Genomic DNA, 14,096 nt, shown 5'->3' on the forward strand with positions numbered 1-14,096 from the left:
CCCACCTCATTTGCTCTACACTGCGTCCTTTTCACGCCTCACTGATCGGCAGTTGCCGTCCCGTGAATAAGGAGATTCTGGTGTCGCTCAACGTCCGTAGTTGCCTCGCCATGGGTGCAATAACCCTGGCATCCCTCAGCCTCACAGGCTGCTTCACCGAAGAAATTGACGCGCGTCAGACACGGGAAATCCAAGGCCTGCTCTACAAAGTGCACGCGGACGATCCGTTCAGCGGGCGCGTGCTCAATTACCCGATGTCCGTGCTCGGTTTGTTCAACGTCGGCACCTGTACTGTCGATATCGAAAAAGGGCTGCCCGACGGTGAAATTCATTGCTCCGACAACGCCGGTAACTTGCTGGCCTCGGGCGAGTTCAAAGCCGGCAAGCGCGATGGCAAAGAAGAAAAATTCGACGCCAAGACCGGCAAGAAAATCTTGATCGCCCATTGGAAAAACGGAGCGCAGGACGGTGTAACCGAGCAGTTCAACCCGCAGAACGGTGAACGTATCCTCGAGGTGCACTACACCGCCGGTAAAAAGAATGGCGCCGAACGCGCCTGGGACAATGAAGGCGATGCATTGATCGCCGACCTGAAATGGGAGAACGGCCTGCGCAGTGGTTTCGATAACCGTGGCACCCAGCACCGCACGTACCTGAACGGCAAGCAGCACGGTCCTCAAAAAGACTATGGCCTGACCGGCAATCGCTTCTATGTCTCTGACGAAGAAAACTACGAAAACGGCCTGCAGCACGGCGCCCAGCGGCGTATCGATGCGCGCGGGAACGTGACTGAGTCCAGTGTGTTCGAACATGGAAAACTGCGCACACGCGTAGTTGACCAGTACAGCTATGACGGTAAACACATCCATCACGTCAGCCGTGTGGCCCTCAAGGAAGACGTCAACCAATACATGGCCAGTGACTTGGCCAACGACGGCACCGAACAGTACTGGGATGACAACGGCCACCTCATCCGCGAACTGGAGTGGAACAAAGGCAAGTTGATCAGTGCCACCGCAACGGTGTGGGTCGGTGACCGCCAGGAAAGCCAGTTCCAGGGACTCGGGCGCGATAACTATGACCAACAACAGCGCGTGGTCAAACAGGGCCAGGAACGGCTGTTCAGTGACAAGGGTGAACTACAGGCAATCATCGTCTGGAATGCGGGCCAGGTCAGTCAGGTGCTTGTCACCCTCACACCCGATCTGCGCCAGCAGCACCCCGGCAAAATGGGCTTGCTCGGCGGCTTTCAGCAATGGGCCAACCCGGTGAGAGAGGAAGAGGCCTTCGACAAGAACAGCACCTACGTCGGTGCCGGCTTTGTCTCCCGCTATGAGCAACTGGTCGACATCCCCGCGCCAGGCCAGGCGATCGTCACCACCCCGCCCCAGGCAACGGTGGCCACGAACTCCGGCAACAGCACCCGTGATCGTGAAAGCTGCGTACAACGCCAGGTCGACGCGGTGCATGCCGAAGACCCTGAGGCGCTGATCCGCGCCGACATGCTCGAAGAGTTCGAGCAGAGCTGCCTGTAACGGCCTTGTTGATGGAGTGCGACATGAAGCAATCGCTGGAACGCTTTGTCCTGGCTCAAGCCTCACAATTCGAAGCTGCGCTTAATGAGTTGGAGCACGGAAAAAAAGACGGCCATTGGATGTGGTTCATCTTTCCCCAACTGCGTGGCCTGGGCTCCAGTGAAAAGGCCACCTACTACGGCTTGCAGGGTGCTGCTGAAGCACGCGACTACTTGCAACACCCGATATTAGGTCCCCGGCTTGCTCGCGCCACCCGTGCAGTCCTCGATGCAGCAGTGCCTTTGGAGGAGCTGCTCGGCGACGTCGACGCGCTGAAATTCGCCTCCTGCATGACGCTGTTCGCGGCTGTCACTGATGCCGGATCCCTCTATGCGCAAGCGCGGGATGGCCTGAGCGGCGTAGATGAAAAAACACGTATGATTCTTAACCAGCAAGAGAATGGACATGACTGATTACGAAAAATGGACATTGGCAGTGCAGATCATCGTGGCGTTGGCCGCTTTCCTCTCTGTGTACCTGGTGGGCCGCCAGATCGGAATCTTGACGTCCCAACTCAAGGCAACACAGCTGGCCTCCGAAGCACAGAGCATCATCTCGATTGTCGAATTCCTGCAAGCCAGTGACGCCCGCGAAGCACGCGAAACGGTCCGCGCGACGCTATCGAGCCTGCACCATGACAGCTGGGACGAACGCCACGTCCAGCAGGCATCCTTGGCCTGTGCAAACTACGACGTTGTGGCAGCACTGCTGCGTGTGGATTTGATAACGAACAAACACGTCATCATCGAAAACTGGGCGCCCAGCATCCTGCACTGCCACCAAGTGCTTGCGCCCTACATCGAGAAAAAGCGCACCCAGGCAGGCGGCGACCGCAAATACTGGAGCAACTTCGATTGGTTGCGCGATCAGTGCGTCCGAAGCTGAATGCAACTTCTTGAGGTGAAACGATGAACGCCGAAACCCTTTTCCAACACACTCTCGAGAAGCTGCGCACGGCACGGCATGTAGTGATTTCTACTGGTGCAGGTATCTCCGCCGAAAGCGGCATTGCCACATTCCGCGACCCCGCGACCGGGCTCTGGTCGCGCTATAAGCAAGGCGAACTCGCCAGTGCTGAAGCCTTTGAACAAAACCCTGCATTGGTCTGGGGCTGGTATTCCTGGCGTCGAATGCTGGTCAGCAAAGCGAAGCCAAATGCTGCGCATCTGGCCGTGGCCGAGCTCGAACAATCCCTGCACCGCGTAACACTTATCACGCAGAACGTCGACGATCTGCATGAGCGCGCGGGCTCCAGGGATGCGATTCATCTACATGGGCACCTGACCACTGCTCGCTGCTACACGTGTAATAAACCTTATCTGGATGCCCTGCCTGTCAATGCGTCCCAGGAAGAAGGTCCATCAGATCCGCCGCACTGCCAACACTGTGACGGCCTGGTTCGACCGAACGTTGTCTGGTTTGGTGAGAAATTGTCGCCTGAGGACATAAAACGCGCCAATGCAGCGGCGCTCGACTGCGACGTTTTCCTGTCCGTTGGGACCTCCGAAAGCGTCGCTCCAGCGGTATACCTGCCGATCTTGGCCGCCGAACGGGGAGCCTGGGTCGTGCACATCAATCTTGCACCCTCCGTATCAGCGCCCGGCAACACCCTAATTGGCACCGCGACCAGTTGGCTTCCCAGAATTGCACAGGCATTGATCAGCGTTTAAATCACCAGAACAACGTGGCCTTTGCCGTGCGATGCCCCCGCATCGCACCCAAAGCGGCATTTAACCGCACTGCATCATCGCAGCACCTGTAATAGTCTATTGCAGAACCACAATGTACTAACTGGTTACTTATCTTGCTAAAATCGCGTCTTTGCCCTCTCTCACTCGAGTCCTTTCGACATGAAACGAGCATCGCGCGCCACTGGCGTCTCTAGATTCCTACTCCTGGGCCTGGGCGTAATCATCGCCCTGCTCGGCCTCGCGCTGGCCGTTGGCGGCGCCAAACTGGTCAGCCTTGGTGGTTCCTGGTACTTCCTGGTCGGCGGCGTGGCCATGGCGGTTTCCGGCCTGCTGATTGCCCGGCAAAAAACCGCAGGTGCATGGCTGTTCGCGGCGTTCCTGATCGGCACGGCCATCTGGGCGGTGGCGGATGTAGGCCTGGTGTTCTGGCCGCTGTTCTCGCGGCTGTTCATGTTCGCGGTCATCGGCCTGGTAGTGGCGCTGGTGTATCCGCTGCTGGCCGGCCGGCCCGCGCGCGGTGCCTATGGCGTTGCCGCCGTATTGGCGGTGGGCGTGGCGGTGGCGGCGGGCAATATGTTTGTCGCCCACCCCAGCGTCGCGCCGACCGGTGCAGGCCCAGGCATCACGCCCGTGGCCGCAGCCGACGCGCAGAAGGACTGGGCCCACTACGGCAACACCGAAGGGGGCAGCCGCTTCGCCGCGCTGGACCAGATCAACCGCGACACTGTCGACAAGCTCAAGGTGGCCTGGACGTATCACACCGGTGACGTGGCCCTCAGCGACGGCAACGGCGCCGAAGACCAGCTCACGCCCCTGCAGATCGGCAACAAGGTGTTTATCTGCACGCCCCACAACAACCTGATCGCCCTCGACGCCGACACCGGCAAAGAGCTGTGGAAGAACGAAGTCAACGCCAAGTCGGCGGTGTGGCAGCGTTGCCGGGGCATGGCGTATTTCGACGCCACCGCGCCGATTGCCCAGCCGACCCAGCCCAACAGCTCGCCGATCGTCGCCGCCAGCGTTCCCGCCGGTGCGCAGTGCCAGCGCCGCTTGCTGACCAACACCATCGATGCGCGCCTGATCGCCGTGGATGCCGACACCGGCAAATTCTGCGAAGACTTCGGTACCCACGGCCAGGTGGACCTGAAAGCCGGCCTGGGCAATGTGCCGGACAGCTACTACCAGCTGTCGTCCGCGCCGTTGATCGCCGGGACTACCGTGGTGGTGGGCGGCCGCGTCGCGGATAACGTCCAGACCGACATGCCCGGCGGCGTGATCCGTGGCTTCGATGTGATCAGCGGGCAAATGCGCTGGGCCTTCGACCCGGGCAACCCGGAAGACAAACAGGCCCCGACCGGCGACAAGACCTATGTGCGCAGCACCCCAAACAGCTGGGCGCCGATGTCCTACGACCCGTTGATGAACACGGTCTTCCTGCCGATGGGCAGCTCGTCCACCGACATCTACGGCGTGGAACGCACCCCGCTCAACCATAAATACGGCGCGTCCGTGCTGGCGCTGGATGCCTCGACCGGTGCTGAAAAGTGGGTGTACCAGACCGTCCACAATGACCTGTGGGACTTCGACCTGCCGATGCAGCCGAGCCTGATCGACTTCACCCCACCGGGCAGCGACAAGGCGGTACCGGCGGTGGTGATCGGCACCAAGGCCGGGCAGATCTATGTACTCGACCGCGCCACCGGCACGCCGCTGACCGAGGTCAAGGAAGTACCGGTCAAGGCCGCCAACATTCCAAACGAGCCTTATTCGCCGACCCAGCCCAAGTCTGTGGGCATGCCGCAGATCGGCGCGCAGACCCTGAGCGAGTCGGACATGTGGGGCGCCACCCCGTACGACCAGTTGCTGTGCCGCATCGACTTCAAGGGCATGCGCTACGACGGCCTGTACACTGCGCCGGGCACGGATAAATCCCTGAGCTTCCCGGGTTCCCTGGGTGGCATGAACTGGGGCAGCATTTCCACCGACCCGGTGCATGGCTTTATCTTTGTCAACGACATGCGCCTGGGCCTGTGGATCCAGATGCTGCCGTCGCAGAACAAGGCCCAGTCTTCGTCCGGTGGCGAAGCGCTGAACACCGGCATGGGCGCGGTCCCGCTCAAGGGCACGCCGTATGCGGTGAACAAAAACCGCTTCCTGTCGGTGGCCGGCATTCCGTGCCAGGCGCCGCCGTTCGGCACCCTCACCGCCATCGACATGAGGACCCAGAAAGTCGCATGGCAAGTACCGGTCGGCACGGTTGAAGACACCGGCCCCCTGGGCATCCGCATGCACCTGCCGATCAAGATCGGCCTGCCGACCCTCGGCGGCACGCTGTCGACCCAGGGCGGCCTGATCTTTATCGCCGGCACCCAGGACTTCTACCTGCGCGCTTTCAACAGCGGCAACGGCGATGAAATCTGGAAGGCCCGCCTGCCCGTCGGCAGCCAGGGTGGCCCAATGACCTACGTGTCGCCGAAAACCGGCAAGCAGTACATCGTGATCACCGCCGGCGGTGCGCGCCAGTCCACCGACCGTGGCGACTACGTGATCGCCTACGCCCTGCCATAACCCCTCCTGGCGCGGTGCCCCGGTACCGCGCTGTCTGGACTGGATCGCTCTTCGAGCAAGCAATGCTCGCGTTCAAGTGCAGGCGGTCACCTCTGGACCGTATTCGCATCATTGTTTCTATCGGTCGTTATCAAAAGATAAACAGCTACCAGGAAACAGTACGCAAGCATCACCAGAGCACCCAACACCAAAATGCCATATCGGGCCATGCTCGCTTCAAACCCTATGAAATCCTCATACACCCGAACTTGCGCAACGCCGTCACTGTAACCGATGTACACGTCCTGCTCTTTTAGCGTTTTTAAATCACCCTGAAAATGAATCCAGAGCGTGTACACACCGTTTTGCACAATCGAAGGAATGACAACACTGCTGACCGGATCAGGCATCACCGTATCAGAGCGCGAATCATCCCTGATCTGGACCAGTCCCTTTGCAGGCAGCTTGATGTGTACATCCTTGATGACCTTGCTGCCGCTGTTCCTCAGCGTAATCAACAGGCTTATGGGGTAATTGTCCGGCCCTTTTTCGAACGGCGCATCGAGTAGCGCGAGGTAAGGCGCCTGGCTCAGGTTGACCATTTTATCGATCTGTTCATGGCTGAGCGCACCGTCGCCAATGCGCTTGATGCTGTCATACAAATCGGCGTACTTGAGCTTTTCAGCAGTACTGCCTAAACGCTCAGAGAATTGACGGGGTGCACTTTCATACCGGTAGGACAGATCAGCCTCGAGCTTAGTGTCATCCTTGAAAGCCACGTATATCCCGGTAATTGATCCCAGACCCGTCACTAGGGCCAACAGAAATTTTCCAACGTTTCCCCAACTCAATGTAATGCTTCCTTATTGATCATCCTGGCGTACTCACTCACCGTTTGAGCGTGCCAAGTTCCGCTACGCAGAGCAAGCGAACAGGTTGCACTTGCACACGGACAGCAGCCTAGCGAGCTAAATGACACTGTGGTTGAACGTTGTGGATGAGTGCGACGCAGGCATCGTCCCCCCTGCGCCCTGCTGATACTCGCGGGGCGTGCAGCCAAACTCTCGCCGAAACACCGTATGCAGGTACTGCGCCGATTTGAACCCGCACTTGGCGGCAATATCGGCAATCGCCAGTTCGTGGCTTTCCAGGCCCTTGGCGGCGGCGGCGAGTTTGAAGCGCAGGATCTCGTCATGCACGCTGCAGCCGCGTACCTTGCGAAAGTGCGCTTCCAGGGATGAACGCGACACGCCGACATAGGCCGCCACCTGCGCGGTCTTGATGCCCTGGCAGGCGTACTGGCGGATAAACAGCAGCGCCTGCATCACGTACGGATTACCCAAGGGTTGATGCAGGCTGGAGGCCTGAACGTTGATCGCCTCCGGCGGCACCAGGACCTGCGTGCCCAGGCACGGTTTGCCGTGCAGCATCTGGTGCAGCAAGGCGGCGGCCGTGCGCCCCATGGTTTCCGTGCCCTGGATCACCGAACTCAGCGGCACCCGCGTGAGGGTGCGGGTCAGGGGGTCGTTGTCGATGCCGATCAACGCCACTTGCTCCGGCACGGCGATGCCGGCAGTCAGGCAGGCTTGCAGCAGTTGCCGGGCGCGGGCATCGGTGACGGCGATGATGCCGATGGGCTTGGGCAGGCTGTGCAGCCAGGCAATCTGCTGTTCCACCGCGCTGTCCCACAACGGCGCGCTGGTGCCCAGGCCGCGATACACCTCGACGTGCAAACCATCCCGTTGCAGCAGGCGGCGAAAGGCTTTTTCACGCTCCTGGGCCCAGCGATTGGCCTGGGCCTCGGGCAGGCTGAAACAGGCAAATCGGGTCAGGCCGGCTTCGATCAAGTGTTCGTAAGCCAACTTCATCAATGCGTGGTTATCGGTCGCCACATAGGGAATGCCCTTGGGATAGGCGCGCGCGTCTTCATAGGAGCCACCCACCGCCACCACCGGCAACGTGCTGTCGGCCAACGCTTCGCCGATCAGCGGGTCGTCGAAGTCGGCAATGATGCCGTCGCCCTGCCAGCGCTCGATGCCTTTGAGCCGGCATAGAAAGTCCTCTTCCAGGAACAAGTCCCAAGACGCGCGGGTGCTGCTCAAGTAATTGCCAATACCGGCGATGATGCCGCGGTCATAGATTTTGCTGCCGTTGAAAAGCAAGGCGATACGGTGCACGGGCGGTAGGGTTTTCATTGTTTTTGTCCTCGGGCCTGTGGCAACAGACTAGCCCTCGCCGGTCAAAATCGCACCACCCCTTGGTGATTTTCATAATCAGCGGGCCCGGTGCCGTTGCTAGTATCCAGACACCGCCAAGAACAATAAGGAAAACGCCATGCCGTACTTCCCCGGTGTCGACAAGGTTCGCTTCGAAGGTCCCAGCAGCGATGCCCCCCTCGCCTTTCGCCATTACGACGCCAACAAGCTGATCCTCGGCAAACCGATGCGCGAGCACCTGCGCATGGCCGCGTGTTACTGGCACACCTTCGTGTGGCCCGGCGCCGATATGTTCGGCATGGGCACCTTCAAGCGCCCATGGCAGCGCAGCGGCGAGCCGATGGACGTGGCCATCGGCAAGGCAGAGGCGGCCTTCGAGTTTTTCTCCAAGCTGGGCATCGACTACTACAGTTTTCACGACACCGATGTGGCGCCCGAAGGCAGTTCGCTCAAGGAGTACCGCAACCACTTTGCGCAGATGGTCGACCATCTGGAGCGCCATCAGGAACAGACCGGCATCAAGTTGCTGTGGGGCACCGCCAACTGCTTCAGCAACCCGCGTTTTGCCGCCGGTGCCGCCAGTAACCCGGACCCGGAGGTGTTTGCCTACGCCGCTGCCCAGGTGTTCAGCGCGATGAACGCCACGCTGCGACTCAAGGGCGCCAACTATGTGCTGTGGGGCGGCCGTGAAGGTTATGAAACCCTGCTCAACACCGACCTCAAGCGCGAGCGCGAACAGCTCGGGCGCTTTATGCGCATGGTGGTGGAGCACAAGCACAAGATCGGCTTCAAGGGCGACCTGCTGATCGAGCCCAAGCCCCAGGAGCCGACCAAGCACCAGTACGATTACGACAGCGCCACGGTGTTCGGCTTTTTGCATGAGTACGGCCTGGAGCATGAAATCAAGGTGAATATCGAGGCCAACCACGCCACCCTGGCCGGGCACAGTTTCCATCACGAGATCGCCACCGCCGTGTCCCTGGGCATCTTCGGCAGCATCGACGCCAACCGGGGCGACCCGCAGAACGGCTGGGACACCGACCAATTCCCCAACAGCGTCGAGGAGATGACCCTCGCCACCTATGAAATCCTCAAGGCCGGTGGCTTCAAGAATGGCGGCTACAATTTCGACTCCAAGGTACGCCGCCAGAGCCTGGACGAGGTCGACCTGTTCCACGGCCATGTCGCCGCCATGGATGTACTCGCCCTGGCGCTGGAACGTGCGGCGGCGATGGTGCAGAACGACCGGCTGCAGCAGTTCAAGGACCAGCGCTATGCCGGCTGGCAGCAGCCGCTGGGCCAGGCCGTGCTGGCCGGTGAGTTCAGCCTGGAGTCACTGGCCGAACACGCGTTTACCCACCAACTGAACCCGCAGGCCGTGAGTGGTCGGCAGGAGATGCTGGAGGGGGTGGTCAACCGGTTTATTTATCGGTGACAGTGTGGCGAGCGGGTTTATTGTAGTGAGTGGCCTTGTTGTGTGGTGAGCGGGCTTGCCCCGCGCTGGGGCGCGAAGCGGCCCCATTGCAGGCGATGTGTTTTTAGCTGACACACCGAGGTGCCTGGGTTTGGGGCTGCTTCGCAGCCCAGCGCGGGGCAAGCCCGCTCACCACAACAAGCCCGCTCACCACAACAAGCCTGCTCACCACACCAAACCCATTCACCACAATAAGCCCGCTCACCACACTAAACCCATTCACCACGACAAGCCCATTCACCACAAAAGTCCTGTTCACCACAAAAGCCCGGCTTGCCACAACACGCCGGTTAGCCACACCTACAGTGTTCGCCTAGAGTCTTCACCCAGTGTCTTTCCAACAACAATAAAAGGACGCACCACCATGAAGTCATTCAAACGTACCCTGCTCGCCACCGCCCTGGCCCTGTTCGCACTGCCGGTGATGGCCGACTCCGCCCACCCGAAAATCGGTTTTTCCATCGACGACCTGCGCCTGGAACGCTGGTCCCGGGATCGTGACTACTTCGTCGCCGCTGCGGAAAAACTCGATGCCAAGGTCTTTGTGCAGTCCGCCGATGCCAACGAGCAGAAGCAGATTTCGCAGATCGAAAACCTGATCTCCCGGGGTGTCGATGTGATCGTGATCGTGCCGTTCAACGCCACGGTGCTGACCAACGCGGTCGCCGAAGCCAAGAAAGCCGGGATCAAGGTGGTGTCCTATGACCGCCTGATTCTCAACGCGGACATCGATGCCTACATCTCCTTCGATAACGAAAAAGTCGGCGAGATGCAGGCCAGCGGCGTGCTGCAGGCGGCGCCCAAGGGCAATTACTTCCTGCTCGGCGGCGCGCCCACCGACAACAACGCCAAGGTACTGCGCGAAGGCCAGATGAAGGTGCTGCAACCGGCCATCGACAAGGGCGACATCAAGATTGTCGGCCAACAGTGGGTCAAGGAATGGAACCCCACCGAAGCCCTGAGCATCGTCGAGAACGCCCTGACCCGCAACAGCAACAAGATCGACGCCATCGTCGCCTCCAACGACGCCACCGCCGGCGGTGCGATCCAGGCCCTGGCCGCGCAGAAACTGGCAGGCAAGGTGCCGATCTCCGGCCAGGACGCCGACCTGGCCGCCGTCAAGCGCGTGATCGACGGTACCCAGACCATGACCGTGTACAAGCCACTCAAGCTGATCGCCACCGAAGCCGCCAAGCTCTCGGTGCAACTGGCGCGTAACGAGAAGCCCACCTACAGCTCGCAGTACGACAATGGCAGCAAGAAAGTCGACACCATCCTGCTCACCCCGACCCCGCTGACCAAGGCCAATATCGACCTGTTGGAGAAGGACGGGTTCTATACCAAAGAGCAGATCGGCGGGCAGTGATCGCCATGGCCGACTACCTGCTGCAAATGAACGGCATCGTCAAAACCTTTGGCGGTGTCCACGCGCTGAACGGCATCGACATCAAGGTGCGGCCGGGGGAGTGCGTCGGCCTGTGCGGCGAGAACGGCGCCGGTAAATCCACCCTGATGAAGGTGCTGTCGGCGGTCTACCCCCATGGCACCTGGGAGGGGGAAATCCTCTGGGACGGGCAACCGCTCAGGGCCCAGTCCATCAGCGAAACCGAGGCCGCCGGCATCGTCATCATTCACCAGGAACTGACCCTGGTGCCTGACCTGTCGGTAGCCGAGAACATCTTCATGGGCCACGAGCTGACGTTGCCCGGCGGGCGTATGAACTACCCGGCGATGCTGCACCGCGCCGAAGCGTTGATGCGCGAGCTCAAGGTGCCGGACATGAACGTGGCGCTGCCGGTGTCGCAGTACGGCGGCGGCTACCAGCAACTGGTGGAAATCGCCAAGGCCCTGAACAAACAGGCGCGCCTGCTGATCCTTGACGAGCCTTCCTCGGCCCTGACCCGCTCGGAAATCGAAGTGCTGCTGGACATCATCCGCGGCCTCAAGGCCAAGGGCGTGGCCTGCGTGTACATCTCCCATAAGCTCGATGAAGTGGCGGCCGTGTGCGACACCATCACGGTGATCCGCGATGGCAAGCACATCGCGACCACGGCCATGGCCGACATGGACATCCCGCAGATCATCACGCAGATGGTCGGCCGCGAAATGAGTAACCTCTACCCCACCGAGCCCCATGCCATCGGCGAGGTGATTTTCGAAGCGCGCAATGTCACCTGCTATGACGTCGACAACCCCAGGCGCAAGCGCGTCGACGATATTTCCTTCGTGCTCAAGCGCGGCGAAATCCTCGGCATAGCCGGGCTGGTGGGCGCCGGGCGCACGGAGCTGGTGTCGGCGTTGTTCGGCGCCTACCCCGGCCGCTACAGCGCCGAGGTGTGGCTCGACGGCCAGGTGATCGACACGCGCACGCCGCTCAAATCGATCCGCGCCGGACTGTGCATGGTGCCCGAGGACCGCAAGCGCCAGGGCATCATCCCTGACCTGGGCGTGGGCCAGAACATCACCCTGGCGGTGCTCGACACCTATGCCCACCTGACCCGCATCGACGCCGAGGCCGAACTGGGCAGCATCGACCAGCAGATCGCGCGCATGCACCTCAAGACCGCCAGCCCGTTCCTGCCGATCACCAGCCTGTCCGGCGGCAACCAGCAAAAGGCCGTGCTGGCGAAAATGCTGATGGCCAAGCCCAAGGTGCTGATCCTCGACGAGCCCACGCGCGGGGTGGATGTGGGCGCCAAGTATGAGATCTACAAACTGATGGGTGCACTGGCGGCCGAAGGCGTGTCGATCATCATGGTTTCCTCGGAGCTGGCCGAAGTGCTCGGCGTGTCCAACCGCGTGCTGGTGATCGGCGACGGCCAGTTGCGTGGCGACTTCATCAACGAGGGGCTCACCCAGGAACAGGTGCTCGCCGCCGCGCTCAGCCAAAACAATAACAATCGGAAAAACGCGTAGATGAATCAGGTCAAACAGCTGTTCACTCGCTACAAAATGCTCGCCCTGGTGATCGCCGTGGCGTTTATCTGGCTGTTTTTCAGCTGGCAGACCGAGGGCGGCTTCCTCACCCCGCGCAACCTGTCCAACCTGCTGCGGCAGATGTCGATCACCGGGATATTGGCGTGCGGCATGGTGCTGGTGATCATCAGCGGCGAGATCGATTTGTCGGTGGGTTCGTTGCTGGGACTGTTGGGCGGGCTCGCAGCGATCCTGGATGTGGTCTATCACATTCCGCTGCTGGCCAACCTCAGCCTGGTGGCGTTGTGCGGCCTGATGATCGGCTTGGCCAACGGCTACATGACCGCTTACCTGCGCATTCCGTCGTTTATCGTTGGCCTCGGCGGCATGCTCGCGTTTCGCGGGATTCTGCTGGGGATCACCGGCGGCACCACCATCGCGCCGGTGTCGCCGTCGCTGGTGTATGTAGGCCAGGGGTATTTGCCGCATTCGGTGGGGGTTGGCCTTGGGGTCTTGCTGTTTGCCCTGACCCTGTTTTTGACCTGGAGACAACGGCGCAACCGCGCGCTGCATAGCTTGGCGCCGCACGCCCTGATGCGCGATGTGCTGCGCGTGGGGGTGATCGGCGCGGTGCTCGCCGGGTTCGTTACTACCCTCAACAGCTACGACGGCATCCCCGTACCGGTGCTGCTGTTGCTGGTGCTGCTCGGCGTGTTCAGCTACGTCACCAGCCAGACCGTGTTCGGCCGCCGCGTCTACGCGGTGGGCAGCAACATGGAAGCCACGCGCCTGTCGGGCATCAACGTGCAGGCGGTGAAACTGTGGATCTTCGGGATCATGGGCGTGATGTGCGCCCTCGCCGGCCTGGTCAATACCGCGCGCCTGGCGGCGGGATCACCGTCGGCGGGCAATATGGGCGAGTTGGATGCCATCGCTGCGTGCTTTATTGGGGGGACGTCGATGCGCGGCGGCTCGGGCACGGTGTATGGCGCGTTGCTCGGGGCATTGGTGATTACCAGCCTGGATAACGGCATGTCGATGCTGGACGTGGACAGTTACTGGCAGATGATTGTGAAGGGCAGCATCCTGGTATTGGCGGTGTGGGTGGATGTGAGTACGCGCACGGGTCGGCGCTGACTGCCTCACTTTCCGAGCAATACGGCCCCATCCCCCAGCCGTCCCAACTGATCCCCCGGATTGCGCAACGGGCAATCATCCAGGGACAGGCATCCACAGCCGATACAGCCATCGAGTTGGTCGCGCAGTTGAGTGAGGCTGTTGATGCGCTCACTCAACAGGTCGCGCCAGTGTGTGGAGAGTTGGGTCCAGTCCTTGGCCGTCAACGGCCGTCCTGAAGGCAGTTCGTCCAACGCGTCCTTGATGGCCGCCAAGGGAATGCCCGCGCGCTGCGCGACCTTGATCACCGCGATCCGGCGCAGTACGTCACGCTGATAACGACGCTGATTGCCCGCGCTGCGTTGTGCGTGAATCAACCCCTTGGCTTCGTAGAAATGCACCGTGGCCACGGTCACGCCGCTGCGGCGGGCCAGTTCGCCCACGCCGAGGGGGATGCGCACATCGATTTTCGCTTCCATCCAGCTCTTGACCTCATCTAAACATGAGGTTTTATAAAGGGTGTCGGCTTGCCTTGGCAAGCCTTCAGCCCTTTGAATCGGAG

The 14,096-nt window shown here is 60.9% G+C and carries 12 protein-coding genes; 9 read left to right on the forward strand and 3 right to left on the reverse strand.

What is annotated here, in order from left to right; all coding sequences use genetic code 11:
- Positions 1–80 precede the first annotated feature (80 nt).
- From BLQ09_RS26590 to BLQ09_RS26610, 5 genes are all read left to right on the forward strand, one after another.
- The gene (locus BLQ09_RS26590) at positions 81–1,535 is read left to right on the forward strand and encodes a toxin-antitoxin system YwqK family antitoxin (RefSeq protein ID WP_092359110.1); all 1,455 of its coding nucleotides are present in this window, start codon (positions 81–83) and stop codon (positions 1,533–1,535) included.
- A 23-nt stretch (positions 1,536–1,558) separates the two neighbouring features.
- Positions 1,559–1,987 carry a DUF1810 domain-containing protein gene (locus BLQ09_RS26595; protein WP_092359112.1) on the forward strand — a complete coding sequence of 143 codons (429 nt, stop codon included), beginning with the start codon at positions 1,559–1,561 and terminating at the stop codon, positions 1,985–1,987.
- Positions 1,980–2,459, forward strand: coding sequence for a DUF4760 domain-containing protein (locus BLQ09_RS26600; protein WP_053139554.1), 480 nt, complete (start codon positions 1,980–1,982; stop codon positions 2,457–2,459). The genes BLQ09_RS26595 and BLQ09_RS26600 overlap by 8 nt, the downstream gene beginning before the upstream one ends.
- A 23-nt stretch (positions 2,460–2,482) precedes the next feature.
- Complete coding sequence (locus tag BLQ09_RS26605; protein WP_092359114.1) at positions 2,483–3,244, forward strand: SIR2 family NAD-dependent protein deacylase; 762 nt, start codon at positions 2,483–2,485, stop codon at positions 3,242–3,244.
- A gap of 180 nt (positions 3,245–3,424) precedes the next feature.
- Positions 3,425–5,833: a glucose/quinate/shikimate family membrane-bound PQQ-dependent dehydrogenase gene (locus tag BLQ09_RS26610; RefSeq protein WP_092359116.1), complete on the forward strand. Its 2,409-nt coding sequence runs from the start codon at positions 3,425–3,427 to the stop codon at positions 5,831–5,833.
- 86 nt (positions 5,834–5,919) lie between these two features.
- Here BLQ09_RS26610 and BLQ09_RS26615 read toward each other — a convergent pair whose 3' ends face one another.
- Together BLQ09_RS26615 and BLQ09_RS26620 are read right to left on the reverse strand one after the other, a co-directional pair.
- Positions 5,920–6,591: a hypothetical protein gene (locus BLQ09_RS26615; protein ID WP_133822149.1), complete on the reverse strand. Its 672-nt coding sequence runs from the start codon at positions 6,589–6,591 to the stop codon at positions 5,920–5,922.
- 189 nt (positions 6,592–6,780) lie between these two features.
- Complete coding sequence (locus BLQ09_RS26620; RefSeq protein ID WP_051429293.1) at positions 6,781–8,007, reverse strand: XylR family transcriptional regulator; 1,227 nt, start codon at positions 8,005–8,007, stop codon at positions 6,781–6,783.
- A gap of 139 nt (positions 8,008–8,146) precedes the next feature.
- Here BLQ09_RS26620 and xylA point away from each other — a divergent pair, with 139 nt between their 5' ends.
- The 4 genes from xylA (at position 8,147) to BLQ09_RS26640 (ending at position 13,555) form a co-directional block, all read left to right on the forward strand.
- On the forward strand, positions 8,147–9,463 hold the full coding sequence (gene xylA, locus BLQ09_RS26625; protein WP_092359118.1) for a xylose isomerase: 1,317 nt from the start codon (positions 8,147–8,149) through the stop codon (positions 9,461–9,463).
- A gap of 403 nt (positions 9,464–9,866) precedes the next feature.
- A complete protein-coding gene (gene xylF / locus BLQ09_RS26630; protein WP_027603560.1) occupies positions 9,867–10,868 on the forward strand; it encodes a D-xylose ABC transporter substrate-binding protein in 1,002 nt (333 codons plus the stop codon).
- Between the two features lie 5 nt (positions 10,869–10,873).
- On the forward strand, positions 10,874–12,418 hold the full coding sequence (gene xylG / locus BLQ09_RS26635; protein WP_175472332.1) for a D-xylose ABC transporter ATP-binding protein: 1,545 nt from the start codon (positions 10,874–10,876) through the stop codon (positions 12,416–12,418).
- Positions 12,419–13,555, forward strand: coding sequence for a sugar ABC transporter permease (locus BLQ09_RS26640; RefSeq protein WP_092359122.1), 1,137 nt, complete (start codon positions 12,419–12,421; stop codon positions 13,553–13,555). It abuts the gene before it with no gap.
- A gap of 5 nt (positions 13,556–13,560) precedes the next feature.
- Here the strand turns inward: BLQ09_RS26640 and soxR are convergent, their stop codons facing one another.
- Positions 13,561–14,013, reverse strand: coding sequence for a redox-sensitive transcriptional activator SoxR (gene soxR, locus BLQ09_RS26645; protein WP_092359124.1), 453 nt, complete (start codon positions 14,011–14,013; stop codon positions 13,561–13,563).
- Positions 14,014–14,096 lie beyond the last annotated feature (83 nt).

The sequence above is a fragment of the Pseudomonas sp. NFACC25 genome (genome assembly GCF_900100935.1).
GTDB classification, from domain to species: Bacteria; Pseudomonadota; Gammaproteobacteria; order Pseudomonadales; family Pseudomonadaceae; genus Aquipseudomonas; species Aquipseudomonas marginalis.